General features: G+C 67.7%; 22 protein-coding genes and 1 pseudogene. 7 read left to right on the plus strand and 16 right to left on the minus strand.

All coding sequences use genetic code 11. From position 1 onward, the window contains the following. Nucleotides 1-111: 111 nt before the first annotated feature. A complete protein-coding gene (locus tag AC1DTF_RS29025) occupies nucleotides 112-1,029 on the minus strand; it encodes an SDR family NAD(P)-dependent oxidoreductase (protein WP_057168140.1) in 918 nt (305 codons plus the stop codon). A 57-nt stretch (nucleotides 1,030-1,086) separates the two neighbouring features. On the opposite strand from AC1DTF_RS29025, the gene AC1DTF_RS29030 reads away from it, so the two are divergent. Continuing rightward, entirely contained in the window at nucleotides 1,087-2,256 is a 1,170-nt protein-coding gene (locus AC1DTF_RS29030; protein ID WP_477476549.1) for a GGDEF domain-containing protein, read from the plus strand. On the opposite strand, the gene AC1DTF_RS29035 is transcribed toward AC1DTF_RS29030, so the two are convergent. The 5 genes from AC1DTF_RS29035 to AC1DTF_RS29055 all read right to left on the minus strand — a co-directional run bounded on the left by AC1DTF_RS29035 (nucleotide 2,253) and on the right by AC1DTF_RS29055 (nucleotide 5,296). Next, nucleotides 2,253-2,396 carry a hypothetical protein gene (locus AC1DTF_RS29035; RefSeq protein ID WP_477476550.1) on the minus strand — a complete coding sequence of 48 codons (144 nt, stop codon included), beginning with the start codon at nucleotides 2,394-2,396 and terminating at the stop codon, nucleotides 2,253-2,255. The two genes, AC1DTF_RS29030 and AC1DTF_RS29035, sit on opposite strands and share 4 nt — an antisense overlap. Nucleotides 2,397-2,460: 64 nt before the next feature. Then, nucleotides 2,461-3,273, minus strand: coding sequence for a dienelactone hydrolase family protein (locus AC1DTF_RS29040; RefSeq protein ID WP_477476551.1), 813 nt, complete (start codon nucleotides 3,271-3,273; stop codon nucleotides 2,461-2,463). Then, nucleotides 3,263-3,514, minus strand: a complete 252-nt coding sequence (locus AC1DTF_RS29045; RefSeq protein ID WP_057168136.1) for a hypothetical protein — start codon at nucleotides 3,512-3,514, stop codon at nucleotides 3,263-3,265. Before AC1DTF_RS29045 ends, AC1DTF_RS29040 begins: the two co-directional genes overlap by 11 nt. Beyond that, nucleotides 3,511-3,720 (minus strand): hypothetical protein, encoded by a 210-nt coding sequence (locus tag AC1DTF_RS29050; protein WP_235571257.1) that lies wholly within the window; start codon nucleotides 3,718-3,720, stop codon nucleotides 3,511-3,513. The genes AC1DTF_RS29045 and AC1DTF_RS29050 overlap by 4 nt, the downstream gene beginning before the upstream one ends. Nucleotide 3,721: 1 nt before the next feature. Beyond that, nucleotides 3,722-5,296 (minus strand): PucR family transcriptional regulator, encoded by a 1,575-nt coding sequence (locus AC1DTF_RS29055; protein WP_477476552.1) that lies wholly within the window; start codon nucleotides 5,294-5,296, stop codon nucleotides 3,722-3,724. A 108-nt stretch (nucleotides 5,297-5,404) separates the two neighbouring features. On the opposite strand from AC1DTF_RS29055, the gene AC1DTF_RS29060 reads away from it, so the two are divergent. Continuing rightward, nucleotides 5,405-6,898 carry a CoA-acylating methylmalonate-semialdehyde dehydrogenase gene (locus tag AC1DTF_RS29060; RefSeq protein WP_477476553.1) on the plus strand — a complete coding sequence of 498 codons (1,494 nt, stop codon included), beginning with the start codon at nucleotides 5,405-5,407 and terminating at the stop codon, nucleotides 6,896-6,898. Between the two features lie 13 nt (nucleotides 6,899-6,911). Next, nucleotides 6,912-8,297 (plus strand): aminotransferase class III-fold pyridoxal phosphate-dependent enzyme, encoded by a 1,386-nt coding sequence (locus AC1DTF_RS29065; RefSeq protein WP_477476554.1) that lies wholly within the window; start codon nucleotides 6,912-6,914, stop codon nucleotides 8,295-8,297. A gap of 2 nt (nucleotides 8,298-8,299) precedes the next feature. Here the strand turns inward: AC1DTF_RS29065 and AC1DTF_RS29070 are convergent, their stop codons facing one another. Continuing rightward, a complete protein-coding gene (locus tag AC1DTF_RS29070) occupies nucleotides 8,300-8,770 on the minus strand; it encodes an acyl-CoA thioesterase (RefSeq protein ID WP_057168132.1) in 471 nt (156 codons plus the stop codon). 48 nt (nucleotides 8,771-8,818) lie between these two features. On the opposite strand from AC1DTF_RS29070, the gene AC1DTF_RS29075 reads away from it, so the two are divergent. From AC1DTF_RS29075 to AC1DTF_RS29085, 3 genes are all read left to right on the plus strand, one after another. Next, entirely contained in the window at nucleotides 8,819-9,304 is a 486-nt protein-coding gene (locus AC1DTF_RS29075; protein ID WP_057168131.1) for a peroxynitrite isomerase, read from the plus strand. Beyond that, nucleotides 9,301-10,539: a lipase LipE gene (gene lipE, locus AC1DTF_RS29080; RefSeq protein WP_477476555.1), complete on the plus strand. Its 1,239-nt coding sequence runs from the start codon at nucleotides 9,301-9,303 to the stop codon at nucleotides 10,537-10,539. Before AC1DTF_RS29075 ends, lipE begins: the two co-directional genes overlap by 4 nt. 91 nt (nucleotides 10,540-10,630) lie before the next feature. Continuing rightward, entirely contained in the window at nucleotides 10,631-10,804 is a 174-nt protein-coding gene (locus tag AC1DTF_RS29085; protein WP_057168129.1) for a CsbD family protein, read from the plus strand. A gap of 42 nt (nucleotides 10,805-10,846) precedes the next feature. Here the strand turns inward: AC1DTF_RS29085 and AC1DTF_RS29090 are convergent, their stop codons facing one another. The 8 genes from AC1DTF_RS29090 to AC1DTF_RS29125 are packed head-to-tail and all read right to left on the minus strand — an operon-like array spanning nucleotide 10,847 to nucleotide 17,347. Beyond that, complete coding sequence (locus AC1DTF_RS29090; RefSeq protein ID WP_477476556.1) at nucleotides 10,847-11,275, minus strand: PPOX class F420-dependent oxidoreductase; 429 nt, start codon at nucleotides 11,273-11,275, stop codon at nucleotides 10,847-10,849. A 9-nt stretch (nucleotides 11,276-11,284) separates the two neighbouring features. Next, on the minus strand, nucleotides 11,285-11,749 hold the full coding sequence (locus tag AC1DTF_RS29095; RefSeq protein WP_477476557.1) for a cupin domain-containing protein: 465 nt from the start codon (nucleotides 11,747-11,749) through the stop codon (nucleotides 11,285-11,287). A gap of 13 nt (nucleotides 11,750-11,762) precedes the next feature. Further along, on the minus strand, nucleotides 11,763-12,965 hold the full coding sequence (locus AC1DTF_RS29100) for an FAD binding domain-containing protein (protein ID WP_057168126.1): 1,203 nt from the start codon (nucleotides 12,963-12,965) through the stop codon (nucleotides 11,763-11,765). Further along, nucleotides 12,962-13,948 (minus strand): amidohydrolase family protein, encoded by a 987-nt coding sequence (locus tag AC1DTF_RS29105; RefSeq protein ID WP_477476558.1) that lies wholly within the window; start codon nucleotides 13,946-13,948, stop codon nucleotides 12,962-12,964. The genes AC1DTF_RS29100 and AC1DTF_RS29105 overlap by 4 nt, the downstream gene beginning before the upstream one ends. Then, entirely contained in the window at nucleotides 13,945-14,691 is a 747-nt protein-coding gene (locus tag AC1DTF_RS29110; RefSeq protein ID WP_057168125.1) for an ABC transporter ATP-binding protein, read from the minus strand. Before AC1DTF_RS29110 ends, AC1DTF_RS29105 begins: the two co-directional genes overlap by 4 nt. A 15-nt stretch (nucleotides 14,692-14,706) precedes the next feature. Beyond that, complete coding sequence (locus AC1DTF_RS29115) at nucleotides 14,707-15,486, minus strand: ABC transporter permease (protein ID WP_477476559.1); 780 nt, start codon at nucleotides 15,484-15,486, stop codon at nucleotides 14,707-14,709. Next, entirely contained in the window at nucleotides 15,483-16,313 is an 831-nt protein-coding gene (locus AC1DTF_RS29120; RefSeq protein WP_477476560.1) for an ABC transporter permease, read from the minus strand. The genes AC1DTF_RS29115 and AC1DTF_RS29120 overlap by 4 nt, the downstream gene beginning before the upstream one ends. Then, nucleotides 16,310-17,347, minus strand: a complete 1,038-nt coding sequence (locus tag AC1DTF_RS29125; protein ID WP_477476561.1) for an ABC transporter substrate-binding protein — start codon at nucleotides 17,345-17,347, stop codon at nucleotides 16,310-16,312. Before AC1DTF_RS29125 ends, AC1DTF_RS29120 begins: the two co-directional genes overlap by 4 nt. Before the next feature lie 106 nt (nucleotides 17,348-17,453). On the opposite strand from AC1DTF_RS29125, the gene AC1DTF_RS29130 reads away from it, so the two are divergent. After that, complete coding sequence (locus AC1DTF_RS29130) at nucleotides 17,454-19,124, plus strand: helix-turn-helix domain-containing protein (protein ID WP_477476562.1); 1,671 nt, start codon at nucleotides 17,454-17,456, stop codon at nucleotides 19,122-19,124. Here the strand turns inward: AC1DTF_RS29130 and AC1DTF_RS29135 are convergent. Continuing rightward, a pseudogene (locus AC1DTF_RS29135) lies at nucleotides 19,081-19,309 on the minus strand (lipase maturation factor family protein); the annotation flags it as partial. The gene AC1DTF_RS29130 and the pseudogene AC1DTF_RS29135 overlap by 44 nt on opposite strands.

Consider the following 19,309-nt stretch of genomic DNA (forward strand, 5'->3'; position numbering starts at 1 on the left):
CGCCGCCACCCGCTCGCAGAATCGGTGGAACCGCTCGACGATTCCGTGATCGAGGTCGGCGGTCACATGGTGACTGTCCCACCGGCAGGTGACAGCTTCGTTATGGCCGGGCTAACGGCTGGGCTGAGCAACCGGAAGTGTTGTACCCGTTTCGTGCTCGGCGAACTGAAAGACCCGGGCGGCCGTCGCGTAGTCACATGCCAGCGCCGAACGCCCGATCAGCACCGGACCCCCACGCAGACCGAACCGGCCTTCCACCCCGACGTAGCTGCCCGGCGGGATCGGCTCGGTGATGCAGTACAGCGTGGTGGCCGCGCCGGCCGCGGGGTCGTTGGCCAACGCGCCGGCCACCAGTTTGACGCCGCGCTGCACCACCCCCATCAGCGGCGAATCCGACAGCTGCGGCAGGTTCGAATCCACCCATCCCGGATGGGTCAGGTGGCTGATGATCGGCGACTTGGCGGCCCGCAGGCGCCGGTCCAGTTCCAGGCCCCACAGCATGACCACGAGCTTCGACTGGGCGTAGGCGCCCATCACCGTCCACTTGTGGGTCCGCATATGCAGATCATCGAGGTGCAGCGTCGCCGACTCGTGGGCCTGCGAACCGACATTGATGATCTGCGAGCGCACCCGGTCGATCAGCAGGTTGGTCAAGGCGAACGGCCCGAGCAGGTTGGTGCCGATGGTCGTCTCGAAACCGTCGACGGTGTCGGCGCGCTTCTCGGCCAGCGTCCCGGCGTTGTTGATGAGGATGTCCACCGCATCGATGCCCTGATCGTCGAGCAGCCCGGGGAATGCGCGCACCGAGGAGAGGTCCGCCAGATCGAGTCGCAGCACCGAGGTGTGCCCGCCGATCTCGGCCGCGCGCTGTGCCCCGAGTTCGGTATTGCGCACCGCCATCACCACGTGGGCGCCGGCCCGGGTCAGGGCGGCCGCGGTGGCCAGCCCGACACCGTTGGTCGCTCCGGTCACGACGACCGTCTGGCCGGTCAGATCGCCAAGTCGTGCTGTCGTCCATCGGGATGCCATAGGGCCAGGCTAGCGGCGACTGTGCTGGTACCGTTCGCTGATGCTGTGGGGGCGTAGATGTGCACGGCCCGGTTCCGGGTGCGCCGGGCTGTGGTGAACCCTTCGCGGTGGCGACATGGCGGCGACCACTACGAGTGGTTGACAGCGTTTCTGGCGGCCCGCGATCTGCAGGTCGCCACCTGCAGGGTGGTCGCCTGGATCATCGCAAGCCTCGGCGCCATGTCGGTGGTGGTGATCGTCGCCGCCACCACGTCCGAGCAGCCGTACCGACCGGTCATCGCGGCCCTGCTGTTCGTCACGTGCGCGGTGATGGCCTTCGTCTGGTTGCGTTCGGATTGGCCGTCCCGGCGGCAGTCGCACTTCTGTCTGATCCTGGGCACCGTCCTCATCGCCACCGTGTGCCTGCTGGAGCCCGATCCGGTTCTGGGCTTGCTGAGCTCGGCGGCGTTCACCGTCACCACGGCCTACGCGGTGTTCTTCCACTCCCGCGCCTGGCTCGGCCCGATCTGGGCGGTCCAGACGGCCACCCTGGTGGTACTGGCCTGGCGCCTGGTGGAGATCGACTACGCGCTCGCGCTGGCCAGCGTCGTCTTTGTCGCGCTGATCAATTCGTTCGTCGCGTTCGGGTGTGAGCTGGTGCTGCGGATCATCGGTTCGGAGAAGCCGCACGGGGAGATCGAACCGCTGACCGGCCTGCCGAACCGGCAGAGCTTCTATGACAGTGTCGCCACCCTGATCGGGTCACGCAGTCGCCGCGACGATCGCTATCTCATCCTCATCGTGGTGAACCTGGACAGCTTCTCGTTGCTGACCGCCATGTCGGGCAAGGCCGGCGGCAACAAGGCCCGCGTCGCGATCGGTCAGCGTCTGCGCGAGACGGTGCGTGGCGACGCCGTGATCGGCGCTCTCGGTGAGGCCGAATATCTGGTGGCCGATGTGTTCACCACGCCGGACCCCACCCCGCTGGCCGAGCGGATCCTGGGCACCATCAAATCGGCGCCGTTCCAGCTGACGGCGAGCCTCGGTGTGATCAGCACCCCGCTGAAACCGTTGACCGGTCAGGGATCTCACGATGTGCTCGACGAGCTCGTCACGATCGGCACCAACGCGATGTATGAGGCGCGCAAGTCCGGCGGCAACCAGATGCGGCTGCTGCTGTCACCTGCCCTGGCCACCGTCGAGGACGACGGGCCCGATGACCGTCCCGGGGGCGGCCGGTCAGGTTAGGGCAGCGGATCCGCGATGGTGATCTGGATCGGGAATTGCACCGGTCCGTCCTGTAACAGTGCGACAGTCGGGATGGCGATGGCGACCAGGGCGGCCGCGGAGGCGACGACCGACTGCACGAATCGTCTTGTGGTGAGCATGTAGGTGACAACACATCGCGGCCGCAGTCTCATCCCCGACCGGGTCTGCGCCGGCTGAGCCGCGTCAGGCGGTGACGAGCAGGCGGCTGCGGAACAGGTCCAGCACCTGATCGAGCGCGACCCTGGTCGGCTGTCCCGGTTCGTCGATCAGGTGCTCGGTGAGCACCGAATGCGGGGGCATCATGGCGTTCGGATTGGCGGCCGCGCCGGTCAGTTCCACCGCGACGAAGGCGTCGCCGAGTTGCTCGCGCAGGAACTCGAAACGCTCGGGGGGAACCAGTTTGTCGGAGTCGAACCGCAATCCGAGCACCGTCAATCCGCGGGCGCAGCGCCCCTTGACGATCTCCAGATCTGCGGGCGAGATGTCGATCGACCGGCGCTGCGCCTCGGTGAGCCCCGTCGGCATCGACGGCTGGGACAGCACGGGCGCGAGCAGTACGTCGTCGGTCGCCATCGCCAGCGCATAGCCACCGGTGAAGCACATGCCGACGGCCCCGACACCCGGTCCGCCGCACCGGGTGTGCTCGGCGCGGGCCAGCGCCCGCAGCCATCCGACGACCGGAGAGGTGCGGCCGGTGGCCAGGGTGACGAATTCCTTGCTGATGCAGGCAGGCACCATGGACATTCCCAGCGTACGAAGCGCATACAGGTTGCTGCCATTGGGATCCCGGCCCGGCACCCCGAACAGATGCGGGAGCACCGCGGTGCAGCCGATGCCCGCGACCTGGCGCGCGAAGGCCAGAACCTTGGGCGTGATGCCGGGCATCTCGGAGATCACGATGACCGCCGGGCCGGTGCCCTTCCGGTACACCGTGCGGGTCTTACCGTCGTGGGTGAAATCGGTCTGTTCGAAATCGGACAGATCGTCATCCGACATTGCAGTGCTCCTCTACTGGACCGGTGATCAGCATCATCGGCCACAGTAGGGTGGTCGCGCCGAAGGACGCCACATCCGCGCCGGCCGGCAGCTGGGTCTGTACCTGCTTCTCCAGGGCGCGCACATCGTCGGGATTGGCGATGGTGAACACCAGTCCGATGACGATGTAGGGCACCGCCAGCCACATCAGCGTCTCGATCATGGCCTCGACCTTGACCGGCCGGCTCAGGAAGCCGGTCATAATCCGCACAGGCTGTACAGGAACAGCAGGGGCCAGGCCAGCACCGAGCCGAGGAATGGCCCGGAATGCGTGAAGGCCCAGACGGTTCCGATCACCAGATACGGGATGGCAAGCAGAATCGCCAGACCGATCCACTCCGAGATCTGCATCTCGTAACTCAAGATCCTGCGCACGGTCTCCAGCACGGTTGTCCCCCCACCCGCCATGTCAGGACAGTACCCCGCGCCCCTGCGCATCCAGCACCATTAGCGCGACATGCAGTGAGGTCATCGACTCGCCGTCATCGAGGTCCACCCCGAGCGCCGACCGCACCGCCGCGAGCCGCTTGTACAGCGCAGGCCTGCTGATGTGCAGGCGGGCGGCGACGGCGGCCTTGTTGCCGGCCAGCTTCAGGTACTCGCGCAGCAGATCGAGATGCGCCGGGTCGCCGGCCAGCAGGGCCCGCAGTTCGGTCTCGGCGAAGGTCTGGACCCGTGGGTCGTCGCGCAGCAGCGAAATGAGCCCGTGCAACCGGACATCCGCGGCGCGGTAGAAGGGTCTCGGCTCGCCGCGCATGGCCAGCGCCACCTCGGCGATGTGTGCGGCCTCACCGAGCCCGGTGACCGCGTCGATCACACCCTCCACCGCAGGCCCGACGGCGAGCACCGCGCCGGCGGTGCCGTCCACCCGGGCGATCTCGATCCGCAGCGCCGTCCCCAGCGCGGCCAGCGCATCGTCCTCCGGCCTGGTCACGCCGAGTGCCAGCACCGCGCCGACCTCTCCGTCTCGGCGCAGCGCGCACAGGCCGGCGTGGCCCGAGGCGTTGACGGTGTGCAGGACGGTATCCACCAGCAGTGCATTGCGGCGTTGTGCGGCAACAGGATCCGTCGCCGCGGTCGCGCGTCCCACTCGGACCGCCACGGGTGTGTACCGCGCCGCCGAGCGCAGACCCAGCGCATGCGCACGGGCCGCGGCCTCCCGTTCATCGGTGATACGCCCGCGCAGCACATCGTCGATCAGTCCGCTCTGGGCCTGATGGTGCAGCCCGGTGCGGTCGCGTTCGATCATCCGCTGCAACGCCAACGCCACCGCGGCGCGCTCCAGCACCATCCGGGTGCGGTCCGGATCCGGTGACGGTTGCGGGACGATCAGCCGGCCCCACTGTTCGGCCCGTGGTCCCACCGCGGTCACCGCCCACTCTTCGGCCGTCGCACGCAGTCGTGAACGCCGCTCCCAGTCCCGCAGCAGATCCGCCGGACGCCCCCGCAGCGACACCGCCAGCGCCCGGTGCGTCAGGTCCTCCAGCACGACGGGTTCATCGAGGATCGCGGCGGCGGCCTCGACGACGCCCGCCGCGGACGGACGTTTCAGGCTGAGCTCGGTGAAGGTTTCGTGCACGCGGCGATCGAAGTCCACCCGTTCGTACTGGTCGGCGACGATCAGCCGGTGCACGGCCTCGGTCACCTCGACGAATCGCACCTGCCGGTGCAGCGACACCAGCGCCAGATCGAACTCGGCGGCGATGGCCCCCATGCCCGCGTCCAGATCGGTCTCGCCGATCTCGACGACCACCCCCAGCACTCCGGCCGCAGCCATCCCGCTCAGGTACCGGCGCGGTGAATCACGCAGCGCCGCACCGGTTGTCAGCACCAGCTCACCGCCCTGCACCAGAGCCGACAGGTCGGGCACGTCGCTCACGTGCACCCAGCGGATGGTTTCGCCGAAGCGGTGCGCGCTGAGCACCTCGGGGTCACCGGCCTGGATGACCGGCAGCGCAATCACCTCGGCGACCGTGAGCTGCATTTACACAGTGTAATCCCAACAGACAAAGCGTAGACGCTGTGTATCGATCGAACTGCGTGGCAGACCCCCAGACTCGAAGACAACCCGACAGAAAGTGAGCTCATCGCGATGCAGGCCACCGTTCAGCACTGGAGTGACGGCACGTTCTTCGAAGGGACCGCCGGCAAGACCGCTCCGGTCACGAACCCGGCGACCGGCCAGGTCACCGGCCAGGTGGCGCTGGGCAGCGTGCAGGACGCCCGCGCTGTCATCGATGCCGCCGCGGCGGCCTTCCCGGGCTGGCGCGACACCTCGCTGGCCAAGCGCACCCAGGTGCTCTTCGCCTTCCGCGAACTGCTCAACGAGCGCAAGGGTGAGCTCGCCGAGATCATCACCAGCGAGCACGGCAAGGTCGTCTCCGATGCCTTGGGCGAGGTCGCCCGCGGCCAGGAAGTCGTCGAATTCGCTTGCGGTATACCGCATCTGCTCAAGGGCGGGTTCACCGAGAACGCCTCGACCAAGGTCGATGTGTACTCCATCCGCCAAGCGCTCGGTCCGGTCGGCATCATCTCCCCGTTCAACTTCCCCGCCATGGTGCCCATGTGGTTCTTCCCGGTCGCCATCGCCACCGGCAACACCGTCATCCTCAAGCCGTCGGAGAAAGATCCCAGCGCCTCGCTGTGGCTGGCCGCACTGTGGAAGGAAGCGGGCCTGCCCGACGGCGTGTTCAACGTGCTCCAAGGCGACAAGACGGTCGTCGATGAACTGCTGACCAACCCGAAGGTGAAGTCCATCAGCTTCGTCGGGTCCACCCCGATCGCGCAGTACGTCTACGCCACCGGCACCGCCGCAGGCAAGCGCGTGCAGGCCCTCGGCGGAGCCAAGAACCACGCCGTCATCCTGCCCGACGCCGACCTCGACCTGGCCGCAGACGCCATGGTCAACGCCGGCTTCGGCTCCGCAGGCGAACGCTGCATGGCCATCTCGGCCTGCGTCGCCGTCGGCCCCGTCGCCGACGACCTGGTCGCCAAGATCGCCGAACGCACCACCCCGCTCAAGGTCGGCGACGGCACCAAAGACTCCGATATGGGACCCCTGGTCACCAAGGCGCACCGCGACAAGGTGGCCTCCTACATCGACGCCGGCGAATCCGACGGCGCCAAGGTCGTCGTCGACGGCCGCAACGTCACCCCCGATGGCGGCGCCGAAGGGTTCTGGCTGGGCCCCACCCTGCTCGACAACGTCACCCCCGAGATGAGCGTCTACACCGACGAAATCTTCGGCCCCGTCCTCTCGGTCCTGCGCGTCGAGACCTACGACGAGGCGCTGGAACTGATCAACACCAACCCCTACGGCAACGGCACCGCCATCTTCACCAACGACGGCGGCGCCGCCCGACGCTTCCAGAACGAAGTCGAGGTCGGCATGGTCGGCATCAACGTTCCCATCCCGGTCCCGATGGCCTACTACAGCTTCGGCGGCTGGAAGGCCTCCCTGTTCGGCGACAGCCACGCCCACGGCATGGACGGTGTCAACTTCTTCACCCGCCAGAAAGCCATCACCAGCCGCTGGCTGGATCCGTCGCACGGCGGGATCAACCTCGGCTTCCCCGAGAACAAGTGAGAGACTTGTCGATATGAGTGTGATTGACGAGGGCACCGCGTTGCTGCCCAATGGACTGACCGTCGACGACGCGCGGGCCGAAGCGGCCCACACCTACGAACTGGACCGTGCGCACGTCTTCCATTCCTGGTCGGCACAGGCGCAGATCAAGCCGATGACCATCGTGGCGTCGGACGGCTCCTACGTGTGGGACGGTGAAGGCAACAAGCTGCTCGACTTCTCCGGTCAGTTGGTCTTCACCAATATCGGGCATCAGCACCCGAAGGTCGTCGCGGCCATCCAGGCCCAGGCCGCGAAGCTCTGCACGGTTGCGCCGCAGCACGCCAACGACGCCCGCTCGGAGGCGGCCCGCCTGATCGCCGAGCGCACCCCGGGCGACCTGAACAAGGTCTTCTTCACCAACGGCGGCGCCGACGCCGTCGAGCACGCGGTGCGGATGGCACGGCTGCACACCGGCCGCTACAAGGTGCTCTCGCGCTACCGCTCCTACCACGGGGGCACCGACACCGCGATCAACCTGACCGGTGACCCGCGCCGCTACCCCAACGACTACGCCAGCAGCGGCGTGGTGCACTTCAACGGCCCGTTCCTGTACCGCTCGTCGTTCCATGCCGAGAACGAGCAGCAGGAATCCGACCGCGCGTTGGAGTACCTCGAGCGGCTCATCCAGCACGAGGGTGCGACGTCGTTCGCCGCGATCATCCTGGAGTCGGTGCCCGGCACTGCGGGCATCATGGTCCCGCCGCCCGGGTACATGGCCGGGGTGCGGGAGATCTGCGACAAGTACGGCATCGTGATGATCGCCGACGAGGTGATGGCCGGATTCGGCCGCACCGGTGAGTGGTTCGCGATCCAGAACTTCGGCGTGACGCCGGATCTGATCACGTTCGCCAAGGGCGTCACGTCCGGCTACGTCCCGCTGGGTGGCGTGGCGATCAGCGAGAAGATCGCCGCCACGTTCGCCGATCGGGCCTACCCGGGTGGTCTGACGTACTCCGGTCACCCGCTGGCCTGCGCGGCGGCCGTGGCCACCATCAACGCAATGGAGGACGAGGCGATGGTGGCCAATGCCAAGCGCATCGGCTCCGATGTGCTCGGCCCCGGCCTGCGTGAGCTGGCCGCCAAGCACCGTTGCGTGGGCGAGGTCCGAGGCCTCGGGGTGTTCTGGGCCATCGAGCTGGTCGCCGACCAGCAGACGCGTGAACCGTTGGCGCCCTATGGCGGCTCGAGTCCCGCCATGAACGCGGTCATCGCCGCATGTAAGTCCGGAGGGCTGTTGCCGTTCGCGAACTTCAATCGCATCCACGCCGTGCCCGCCTGCAACATCACCGACGACGAGGTGGCCGAGGGGCTGGCGATCCTGGACAGCGCACTGGGCGCCGCGGACGCGGCGTTGTAGGGCTACCCCCGGAGCAGGTGCGCACCCAGTAGTTCGCGTGCCTGCTCGGGGATCGGTATCGGGCCGTCGTCGCCGAGCATGACCAGGACGGTGTCGCACAACCCGACGCAGTCCTCGCCGACGAACAACGCTGTCGACACCACGTAGGACGTCCGCCCCAGGCGTCCGATGCCCAGCCCGGTCTCGATGGTCGACGGCCAGTGCACCTCGGCCAGGAAGTGCACGACATTGTTGGCCGTGACCAGCCGGATCGTGCGGGTCGCGGGGTCATAGATACCGGGGAAGGTGGCCTCGTTGAACTCGGCGCGGGCGTTCTCGTGCATGGACTCCAGGGCCAGATTGTTCACGTGACCGTTGGCGTCCATATCGCCGTAGCGTGCCAGCGCCAGCCCGGTCACGGGGTACAACGCCTTGGACAATCGGGCCGGATGCGGGCGCTCCGCGACCGTGACGAGTGCGATATCTGAGGTCATAACGGCGCCAGTACACCACTTTCATCAGGCCGACGTAACGTTGGCCCCATGGTCGACCTGCACCCCGCGGTGGCGGTACTCGCTCCCCTGCTGGGCACCTGGACCGGGTCCGGTACCGGCGAATACCCCACCATCGAGACGTTCGGATATTCCGAGACCGTCACCTTCGGCCATATCGGCAAGCCGTTCCTGGCTTACGCCCAGCGCACCAAGGCCGTCGACGACAGCCGGCCGTTGCACGCCGAGACCGGCTACGTCCGGGTCCCCGCACCGGGGCGGGTGGAATGGCTGCTGGCGCACCCCACCGGCATCGTGGAGGTGCTGGAGGGCCCGCTGGACATCGCCGGCGACGGGACCGTGACCATGGAACTCACCTCCACCATCGGGCGCTCGGCATCAGCCAAGGAGGTCACCGCCCTGTCCCGCACCCTCACCCTGCGCGGTGACCATCTGAGCTACACGGTGCGGATGGCTGCCGTCGGCCAACCGCTGCAGCATCACCTCGCCGCCGTGCTGCGAAAGGAACAACCGTGACCGACGACCGACGCATCCGGGTCCCCGCCGACCTCGACGCCGTCACCGACCGCGCGGAGGAAGACCATTCCGAGGTCGATTCCGCAGCGGTGGAACGAATCTGGGCGGCGGCCCGGCACTGGTACTCCGCCGGTATGCATCCGGCGATCCAGGTCTGCCTGCGCCGCAACGGCAAGGTGATCCTCGACCGCGCCATCGGCCACGGCTGGGGCAACGGTCCGGATGATCCCGTTGACGCCGAACAGATTCCGGTCAGCACCAGCACGCCGTTCTGCGTGTACTCGACGGCCAAGGCGATCACCACCACCGTCACCCACATGCTCGTCGAACGCGGCAACTTCTCCCTGGAAGACCGGGTGTGCGACTACCTGCCCAACTACACCAGCCACGGCAAGGACCGCACCACCATCCGCCACGTGGTCACCCACAGCGCGGGCATCCCGTTCGCGACCGGGCCGAAACCGGATCTGAAACGGATGGACGACAGCGAGTACGCCCGCGACATGCTGGGCCGGATGAAGCCGGTGTACCCGCCCGGCCTGGTGCACATCTACCACGGTGTGACGTGGGGCCCGCTGATGCGCGAGATCATCTCCGCGGCAACGGGACGTAGCATCCGCGACATCCTCGCCGAGCAGATCCTCGACCCGCTGGGGTTCCGCTGGACCAATTACGGTGTTGCGGCACAGGATGTTCCGCTGGTGGCGCCCAGCCATGTCACCGGCAAACCGCTACCCGCCCCGATCGCCAAGGCGTTCAAGACCGCGGTCGGCGGCACCCCGCAGCAGATCATCCCGTTCTCGAACACCCCGGAGTTCCTCACCGGCGTCGTCCCGTCGTCGAACACCGTGTCCAACGCCCACGAGCTGTCCCGCTTCGCCGAGATCCTGCGCCGTGGCGGCGAACTCGACGGCGTGCGGGTGCTCTCACCCGAGACATTAAGCGCCGCGACGAAGGAAGCGCGGCGGCTGCGTCCCGACCTCGCGACCGGGTTGGCGCCCATGCGCTGGGGCACCGGATACATGCTCGGGTCCAGGCGTTTCGGGCCGTTCGGCCGTGACGCGGACGGTGCGTTCGGGCACACCGGGCTGACCGATATCGCGATGTGGGCGGACCCGCAGCGGGCGCTCTCGGTGGCGGTGGTCAGCAGCGGGAAACCGAGCGGGCACCCGGAGGCCAAGCGCTACCCGGCGCTGCTGAACGCGATCAACGCGGAGATCCCGCGCATCACCTGAGGCACCTGTGAGCAGCCTCACGCCCCACTGCGCGTGCGGTTCCGAGGTCCGGTTACGACCAATAGACGTAACCCCCAGAAAGGAAACGAACATGGGAATCGTGGACAAGGCCAAGAACGCAGCCGAGGACGCCATCGGCAAGGCCAAAGAGGTCGTCGGCGACGTCACCAACAATGACGAACTGAAGGCCGAAGGCAAGAAGGACCAGGGCGTCTCGGGCGTCAAGAAGGTCGGCGAGAACATCAAGGACACGTTCACCAGCTGATCTCGTTCGGCGGCGGACCATCCGGTCCGCCGCTGAATTCGGCTAGCGCAGCTTCTCGCCGTACACCCGCTCCACCCGCAGTGCCATCAGTACCCTGCGGTCCGACACCATCACCGACCGGTACTCATCCCAATCGGGATGCTCACCCGCTGCGCTGCGGTAGTAATCCACCAGCGCCTCGACCTCTGGGCTGTGCGGATTGGCACCCGGCCCGGTCAGCGTGACTGGCCCCTCCGCCGTCGCCCATGCCCACCCGTCGGCGCTGGTGACCTCCAACGCCGCGCGCGGGTCACGGCGCAGGTTCGTCGTTTTCGCGCGGCCCTCGGTCATCGACACGTAGATCACGTCGGCGGTCCGGTCGTAGAACGGTGTCACCGGCGACAGCTGCGGGACGCCGCTGGACTTGATGGTGGCCAGCACCCCGAGCCTCGCCTCGGCCAGCAGCGCATGCGGATCGAATTTCTCGGTCATGCCCCCATTTCACACGTCCAGCGGTGCGTTCGCCGAGTCGAGGTGTTCCACCGTGGTGAAGACGAGGTCGGTGTCGCCGACGTTCTCGATATCGTGCAACAGGAACTCGCCCGCCGCGAAGGTGAAATGCCGGGTCTCACCGGCGCCGTAGGACACGTCCCGGGTGGTGCCGTCGGAGGTGTGCTGGCGGCTGCGACCGGCGTTGACCGCGGTCCAGAAGTAGTCCAGCACGTGCCGATGAGCATGCCAGCGCTCCCCGGGTGCCAGCCGGATCTCCCACACCCGGACCCGCTCGTTCTGGCTCAGCAGCCGGGAGCCGACGTAGCCGTCGTGGGAGTAGGCGTCGAACTCGGCGCGCAGCTCATCGCTCCAGCCCTCGAAATCGGTGGCGATCAGGGTGCCGGCCAGCGGGGCGTCGGTGAGGAAGGCTCCGGCGGGCAGGAGCGAAGCGACCCTGGGGTTGTTTGTGGTCATCGTTGTCTCCTTGTCAGTGGCCCGGGCCGTAGAGGCCGAACCGGTTGTCGGGGTCGCCGGGCACCCAGGTGCAGTCCACCTGCGAGCGGGTGCCCATCTCCTTGACCCGGCGCATCAGGCTGTGCGCCAGCTCGAGCTGGCCGGGCTCCCATTTGGCGAGTGCCTCGGAGATATCGGCGCTGTCGGACAGCGCGTCGTATAGAGCCCAGGCGTTCGCGGCGGCCTTGGCGGTGCCCGCGGCGGCGTGCGGGCGCGCAGCGCTGGCCGCATCACCGATGAGCGCGACCCGTCCGGTCGCCATCTGCTGCGCCTGCACATCGTAGACCGCCTGCAGGTAGGGCTGTTCGGTGCGCAGTACCACCTCTGCTGCCGCCGGAGCCAGCAGTTCCGGTGCCGCCGCACGCATCTCGTCGATGAACCGGTCCTGCACCTGGCCCGGGTGCAGTGACACCCCCGCCAGGAAGCCACGCTTGTCGGTCATCAGCTCGTCGAGCTCGTGGCCTTCGGCGACGTTGCGGTACCAGACATAGTTCAGCAGGCGCTCCCCCACACCGAGTCCGCCGTCTCCGGACGGGATCGGGTACACGTTGATGTGGGTGTGCGGTGCGACGCTGTAGCTGATCGCATCATGGAGCAGGTCGAAGGTCCCTGCGCTGACCTGATTTTCGGGCACGGTGCCACGCCAGCCGACGTAGCCCGAATACTCCAGCGTGGATCCCGGTGAGATCCGGCGCCGGCTCGGCGAGCTGATCCCGTCGGCGAACACCACCAGGTCGGCCCGCTCACACCGGCCCGAGGTGAACCGCACCTCGACACCGTCGGAGTCCTGATCGTATCCGGCCGCGTACTCACCCAGGTGGTAGTGCGAGGTGCCGAAATCGGACAGCAGCGCCCGGTAGAACGTGCCCCAGGAGGTGTAGCTCCAAGGCGCCGGGTCACGGTGCAGGATCTCGTTGTCCGGTCCCAGGTACTGCACGAAATGGGTTGAGGTGCTGACATTTTCCGGATGCTGGTCACTGCATTCCACGAACCAGCGCAGGGTGTCGGGCTGCAGCACGATCCCGCCGCCGCGCCCATCCAGCGATGTCGGGGTGCGCTCGAACACGTCGACGTCGAAACCGACCCTGCGCAGCAACAGCGCTGCGGTCAGACCACCGATCGAGCCACCGATCACCAGTGCCCGGTGACCGGCCCAGTTCTTCTTCGCCTCGGTCATGCGCTCTCTCCTGCGTTGTCGAGCCCGAGAAATGCCCGGGCATTGGTCTCCAGCGCGGTGTCGTCGATACCGGCCGCACGCGGAAGCCCCAGCGGGTCAGGCGTTCCCATGTCGAACGGATAGTCGCTCCCGCACATCAGGTGGGTGGGGTCGGTCTGTGCGCGCAGCAGTTCGAGCGCGGCAACATCGTGGGTCAGGGTGTCGAACCACAGGTCGGCGAACGCCTCCCGCGGTGGCCTGCTGTTCCCGGCCCGCACGTCGGCGCGCTGATCCCAGCCGTGCTGCCAGCGGCCGACGATCCCCGGAGCGCACCCGCCGCCGTGCACCAGCACGATCCGCAGCGTGGGCAGCGCGTCCAGCACCCCGCCCAGGGTCAGCGCGGCGGCCGCCGTCGCGGACTCCACGGGGTTGCCGATCAGGTTGGCCAGGTAGTACGACGACCATTCCGGGCGCGGCAGCTGCATCGGGTGCACCAACACCGCCATGTCGTTCTCGGCTGCGGCGGTGAGGATCTCACGCATCGGATCCACGTCGAACGATGTGCCGCCGAGCAGCGGAGGCACCGCGATACCGCGGATCACCGACGCAGACGCCATCGTCTCGATCTGTTTGCGGGCCGCGTCCGGGTCGTGCAGCGTGACCAGGCCCAGGCCGAGCAGCCGGTCCGCGTTGTCGCGGCACACCTTTTCCAGTGCGTCGTTGAACTCGCCGACGAAATCGTCGACACCGTCGGCGTGAGCGACGGGGAATGCGAACGGCGGCGCGGACAGCACCCGGGAGCCCAGGCCGGCCGCATCGGTGTCGGCGAGCACCCGGGTCACATCGCTCATCGCGCCCGTCTCGATGGACAGCGGGAGTTCGCCGAGGCAGAGCTCGCCGTCGCGGTCCCGCAGCGCGGGCAACGGCGATCCCGGTGCGAGCCCGAACAGCTCCTGCGGCAACCAGTGTGCGTGGACGTCGATGGGGCCGGTGCGCAGCGTCACGATGCCACTCCCATCGCTTCGAGCGCCTCGAACCGGGCCAGCACCTCGGCCTGCAGCACCGCGACGGCGGGATCGGACGCCCGGCGTGGCCGGGGCAGGTCCACGTCGATGACCTCGTGCACGCGGCCGCCGGGAGCCAGCACCACGATGCGGTCGGACAGTTGCACCGCCTCGGTCACATCGTGGGTCACGAACATGACGGTGCGCCGGGATTCCAGCCAGATGCGTTCCAGATGTTCGCGCAGGGTCCGTGACGTCATGGCGTCGAGATGGCTGAACGGTTCGTCCATCAGCAGGACATCGGGTTCGACGGCGAAGGCCCGCGCGATACCGATGCGCTGCTGCTGACCGCCGGACAGCTGGGCGGGGAACCTGTTGGCGCAGTGGCTCAGCCCGACCAGGTCGAGATAGTGTTCGGCGCGCTGCTGCCAGCCGTCCCGCTCGTGCTGGACGAAGCCGAGGTTGGCCATCACGGTGCGCCACGGCAGCAGTCGGGGGTCCTGGAAGACATAGCCGACACGGGCGTCGCGCCCGCCTGATCGCAGCCGCACGCTGCCGGAGGTGTGGGTCTCGATGCCCGAGACGATGTTGAGCAGCGTGGTCTTTCCGCTGCCCGACGGCCCGACGACCGAGACGAAGGTCTCGCCGGTGATGGTCAGGTCGATGCCGTCGATCACGCGGGTGACGTCGCCGCGCCGGTCGGTGAATTCCTTGACCAGACTCTGGATTTCGATGGAGGCCATGGTGTCGCTCTCTTTCTAGGCGGTACGCCAGCGGGTGGCGTGGCGTTCGATGGGGCCGAGGATGAGCAGGTCGGCGATGACCAGCAGCAGGATGAAGACCAGCACCCAGGCCAGGAAGCCGTCGAGCTGGTTGGCGTCGTACCAGTAGCGCGAGCGCCACCCGACACCGGAGGTAGACCCGAACCACTCCGCGAGGAGCAGGCCATTCCAGGCACTCATGATCGCGAAACGCACTGCGGCCACGGTAGATCCGGCGACCGCGGGCGCAACGATCTCGCGCAACACCCGGGTACGCGACACCCCGAACGCCCGTGCCATCAGGATCAGGTCGGCGGGCAYCGCCCTGGTGGCCTTGGCGATGTTGACGACGACGAACGGCAGCCCGGACAGGAAGACCGTGACGACCGGGGTCAGCCAGCCGAACCCGAACCACATGGTGGTCAGCAGCGCCCAGATCACCGCCGGGATGGCCAGCGCCGCCGCATTCAGGTCGGAGAAGGCGAGGTCGGCGATCTTGGACAGTCCCATCAGCACGCCGATGACCGCGCCGACGACCAGCGCCGCGACGAGTCCCAGCAGGAACCGGTTCATGCTGATGGCCAGGTTGCCCCAGAGCTCGCCGATGGCGGCTTCGGCGCCGAGCCTGCCGATGGTTTCGGCCAGTGACGGAACCCGGTTGCCGACGATCACCGCGAGCTGCCAGGCCCCGATGATGGTCGCCAGCGCCGCGAGAACGGCTGCCGCGGAACTGCTCTGGCTGCGCAGTTGGCGCTGCCAGGAGGTGAGGGTGGTCATGCGATTTCCTTCCGCCAGGCGAAGAAGCGATTCTCCAGATGGGCCAGGCCACGTTCGATCAGCACCATCGCGATGATGAACAGCGCGGTCCAGGCGAGCATGTCGTCGACCTGGAACTCCTGGTAGGCCTTGCGGATCATGAACCCGACTCCGCTGCTGGCGCCGAACACTTCGGTGAGTGCCTCGACCTTCCACGCCATCGCGAACCCGTAACGCACACCGGCGAAGACGAAGGTCGTCACCGCGGGCAGATAGAGGTGGCGCAGGATGTCGGACCGCCGGCGTTCGAAGGCGTGACACATCGCCAGCAGGTTCCCGTCCACCGACCGCACCCCCTCGGCCACGTTCATCGCGATGAACGGGGTGGCCACCAGCGCGGACACCACGATCGGTCCGCCGGCGCCCACACCGAAGATCAGCAGGCCGAACACCGCGTAGGTCAGACCGGGCATGTTGCCCAGCACGAACAACGGCAGCGAGAAATAGGACGTCATGAATTTCGAACGGCCCATGGCGAATCCGATGAGCAATCCGATCACCATGGCGATGGCAAATCCTGCTGCGATTTTGCCGATGCTCGCCGCGAAGTTGGTGAGCGCCTCACCGGAAACGACGATCGCGAGCACCCGGTCCGCGACGTCGGCGGGGTTCGGCAGGATGGGGTCGTTGACGATGACCGCGGCCAGCGCCCACAGTCCGACCGCGCCGATCAGGGCGAGCCCGGACACCAGCCAGCGGCGACTCCCCCAGGGTCGGTGGACGGCGGCTCGTGGCGGCGTGTCGCGCGGTTCACGCTGGGCCGGCCGCGCCGTGACGGTCTGGGTCACTGGTGGACTCCTTCTGCTGGCAGGAACTGCGGATCGGTGATGTCGTCGCCGATCACGCCGGTGGTACGCATCAGGTCGAAGATCGAACTCTCGTCATCCGCCCATTTCTGGTCGAAGCGAACCTCGTCGACCACCCAGTCATGTTCGGCCACATACTCCTTCATGAACTCGATGTCCTCCGGGGTGGAGACGGCGAAGTGCTGCGGGTAGCGCTCGATCATGACGTCGCGGTGCTGCTGCCATTCCCGCAGGCCGCGGTCCCACAGATCCAGGAAGGCCGACACTTCACCGGGGTGGCCGTCGACCCAGTCCTTGCGGGCGACGAACACGTTGCCCATCGGACCGTCGTGGCCCGGCGCGTTGAGTTCGGCGAACAGGTCCGCCGAGGACTTCCCGTCGTAGAGCGCCCGCACCGCGCCGCTGCGCAGCTCCCTCGCAGAGAGGTCGGGATAGCAGATGCACGCGTCGATCTCGCCGCGCGCCAACAGGTTCGACAGGTTCTGGATGTCGGCGACGACGATGTCGAAATCGCCGTCCAGTAGTTGCATATCGTGCATCTGTTTGATGAGCGCGCTCCACACCAGCGTCCCCGAGACCGTGGTGAACACCCCGAGCCGCCGGCCGCGCAGGTCTTCCAGCGACTGGGCGGGATCATCGGTACGGACCATGATGCGGCTGCGCTCGGCGTTGTAGCGCCCGATGATGACCGTCTCGCGCTGTGTCTGCTCCTCCAGGCCGGGCACCTCGAAGGAAGCAGTGGAGATGATGTCGGCGTGCCCGCCGGCGAAGAGGCCGAACTCGTCCCAGGTGGCGCTGGTCTCGATGGTGTAGCCGGTGTCGCGCTGCCACTCCTCGACGATGCCGGCGTCGTGCATGTAGTCCCAGATCGGGTCGGGCGCGAAGGTGAACCGGATGACGCCGTCCTGGGCGGACCGCGAGGACGCGGGCCCACCAAGGCCGGCCGAGCACGCCGCGGTCAGCGCCAAGACGGCAGCGGCCACCAGGGCCATCAGAGCTTTGGCAGTTCTGCGCATCGGCACTCTCCTCGAACGGTGTCTTGTGACGGTGATCACCAGAACACGATGCTCGTGGCGCAACCGGTCGGGCAATGTTGTCAGGCACACACTTATGCTGGAGATTATGTCTGATCAGACACACCACCAGGATGACCCGATCCTGGAACGCTGGCTGCACGCGCTGGCCGGTATCGGTGAGGCCGTCGGCGGGGATGAGCCCGTCGCACAGCTGCTGGACCGGGTGGCCCGCACCGCCTGCACTCTGCTCGGCTACGACTTCTGCGCGGTGTTCCTGCCCGATGACGCACGCGCGGCGCTCACCATCGTCGGGTCGCACGGCCTGTCCGGCGACTACATCGCGCAGGTCAATGCCGACCGCCCGATCCTGCTGGACGTCCACGGCGAACAGGAGGCCCCGACCAGCATCGCGTTCCGCACCGGCGAGGTGGTGACCCTGGAGGACATCGAGCTGGTGCCCGGGTTCGGCTGGGGCGGGGTGGCCCACGAACAGGGTTACCGGGCGCTGATCTCCGTGCCGCTGCGCCGGGCCGGCGCGATCGTCGGTGCGCTCAACGGTTACCGCACCGGGCCGCACAGCTTCGATGCCGCCGAGGTCAGCCTCGTCACCACGCTGGCGACCCAGGTGGCCATCGCACTGGGGACCGCACAACTGCGGGCCCAGGAGCAGGCCACCATCCGGGAACTCCGCCGCGCCGAGGAGGTGCACGGGCTGCTGATGGCCACCGCGCTTCGCGGCGAGGGCGTCGCCGGAGTCGCCGACGCACTGGCCGAGTTGCTCGGCCGGGCCGTGCTGATCGACGAGGTCCACGGCGGCGATCTCAGCCCCACCGTCACCCCGGTCGACGATCACTGGGAATCCGGCGTCGTCCTCGACGGCGCGGTGGTGGCCCGGATACAGGTCGCGGGTGAGACGGCGCTGTCGGCGCTCGATATCCGCGCGGTGGAACACGCCGCGGTGGTCACCGCGCTGGAACTGTTGCGGGCCCGCACCGCTGCCGAGGTGGAACAACGCCTGCGCGGCTCACTGCTCGCCGACCTGCTGACTGCGGATTTCACCGATGTCGCGGCAACCAGCTCGCTACTCGACCGGGCTCGGCGTCTCGGCTGGGACCTGTCGGGCAGCCAGACCTTGATCACCACCCGCTGGCCCGAACATGAACGCGCCGAGCGGGTTCTCGCGATCACCGACCGGTTCGCCGCCGATATCGCACCCCGGCCGCTGGCCGCATTGTTCCGCGGAGATCTGGTGCTGGTGTGCTCACCGGAGTCGCACACAGCCGCTGCGGACCTGGCCCGCAGACTCGTCGGCCACCTGTCCGCAGCCGGGGCCGTCGAGTTCGCGGTGGCCGCGGTCTCCGCCACCGGCACGGTGAACGATCTACCCGATGCCTACCGAACTCTCTGCGGTGCAATGAATTTGGCGGCCGATGCACGGGCGAATACCGTGATCGACATGGCCGATGTGACGATCGACCATCTGCTGCTGCAGCTCGACGATCCGCAACGGCTGCGCGCGTTCGCGCGCACCGTGCTCGGCCCCGTCCTCGACTACGACCGGGCCCGGCAGACCGAGCTCATCCACACCGCGCGCGTGCACCTGGAGCACAGCCTGGACCGTCGCGCCACCGCGACCGCACTCCATCTGCATCCCAACACGGTTGCCCAGCGGATCAAGCGCCTCGAAGAGTTGACCGGACTGCAGTTGTCGCGGCCGCGGGATCTGTTGCGGCTCACCTCGGCGTTGACGGTCGCCCAGGTCGCAGCGCTGGGCTGACCGGCGCGAGGTATCCACCGACGAGCTCGCGGTGCCACCACGCCCGGTCCCGGATCAACTCGCTCGGGGTGGTGAATCGGTATCGGTAGAGGACGGCACGCACGCAGGTCGGCGGCTGTTCCCGGAAAGGGTTGTGGCGCAGCAGTTTCATGATGTTCTTGTCATTGGACAGCATGGCGTCGCAC

The sequence above is a fragment of the Mycobacterium sp. P4_H6 genome, from assembly GCF_056400845.1.

What these genes read in the sequence shown, in the direction of transcription:
- AC1DTF_RS29025 (WP_057168140.1), bottom strand. Translation starts at nt 1,029, where the DNA reads ATGGCATCCCGATGGACGACAGCACGACTTGGCGATCTGACCGGCCAG.
- AC1DTF_RS29030 (WP_477476549.1), top strand. Translation starts at nt 1,087, where the DNA reads ATGTGCACGGCCCGGTTCCGGGTGCGCCGGGCTGTGGTGAACCCTTCG.
- AC1DTF_RS29035 (WP_477476550.1), bottom strand. Translation starts at nt 2,396, where the DNA reads ATGCTCACCACAAGACGATTCGTGCAGTCGGTCGTCGCCTCCGCGGCC.
- AC1DTF_RS29040 (WP_477476551.1), bottom strand. Translation starts at nt 3,273, where the DNA reads ATGTCGGATGACGATCTGTCCGATTTCGAACAGACCGATTTCACCCAC.
- AC1DTF_RS29045 (WP_057168136.1), bottom strand. Translation starts at nt 3,514, where the DNA reads ATGACCGGCTTCCTGAGCCGGCCGGTCAAGGTCGAGGCCATGATCGAG.
- AC1DTF_RS29050 (WP_235571257.1), bottom strand. Translation starts at nt 3,720, where the DNA reads ATGGCGGGTGGGGGGACAACCGTGCTGGAGACCGTGCGCAGGATCTTG.
- AC1DTF_RS29055 (WP_477476552.1), bottom strand. Translation starts at nt 5,296, where the DNA reads ATGCAGCTCACGGTCGCCGAGGTGATTGCGCTGCCGGTCATCCAGGCC.
- AC1DTF_RS29060 (WP_477476553.1), top strand. Translation starts at nt 5,405, where the DNA reads ATGCAGGCCACCGTTCAGCACTGGAGTGACGGCACGTTCTTCGAAGGG.
- AC1DTF_RS29065 (WP_477476554.1), top strand. Translation starts at nt 6,912, where the DNA reads ATGAGTGTGATTGACGAGGGCACCGCGTTGCTGCCCAATGGACTGACC.
- AC1DTF_RS29070 (WP_057168132.1), bottom strand. Translation starts at nt 8,770, where the DNA reads ATGACCTCAGATATCGCACTCGTCACGGTCGCGGAGCGCCCGCATCCG.
- AC1DTF_RS29075 (WP_057168131.1), top strand. Translation starts at nt 8,819, where the DNA reads ATGGTCGACCTGCACCCCGCGGTGGCGGTACTCGCTCCCCTGCTGGGC.
- AC1DTF_RS29085 (WP_057168129.1), top strand. Translation starts at nt 10,631, where the DNA reads ATGGGAATCGTGGACAAGGCCAAGAACGCAGCCGAGGACGCCATCGGC.
- AC1DTF_RS29090 (WP_477476556.1), bottom strand. Translation starts at nt 11,275, where the DNA reads ATGACCGAGAAATTCGATCCGCATGCGCTGCTGGCCGAGGCGAGGCTC.
- AC1DTF_RS29095 (WP_477476557.1), bottom strand. Translation starts at nt 11,749, where the DNA reads ATGACCACAAACAACCCCAGGGTCGCTTCGCTCCTGCCCGCCGGAGCC.
- AC1DTF_RS29100 (WP_057168126.1), bottom strand. Translation starts at nt 12,965, where the DNA reads ATGACCGAGGCGAAGAAGAACTGGGCCGGTCACCGGGCACTGGTGATC.
- AC1DTF_RS29110 (WP_057168125.1), bottom strand. Translation starts at nt 14,691, where the DNA reads ATGGCCTCCATCGAAATCCAGAGTCTGGTCAAGGAATTCACCGACCGG.
- AC1DTF_RS29125 (WP_477476561.1), bottom strand. Translation starts at nt 17,347, where the DNA reads ATGCGCAGAACTGCCAAAGCTCTGATGGCCCTGGTGGCCGCTGCCGTC.
- AC1DTF_RS29130 (WP_477476562.1), top strand. Translation starts at nt 17,454, where the DNA reads ATGTCTGATCAGACACACCACCAGGATGACCCGATCCTGGAACGCTGG.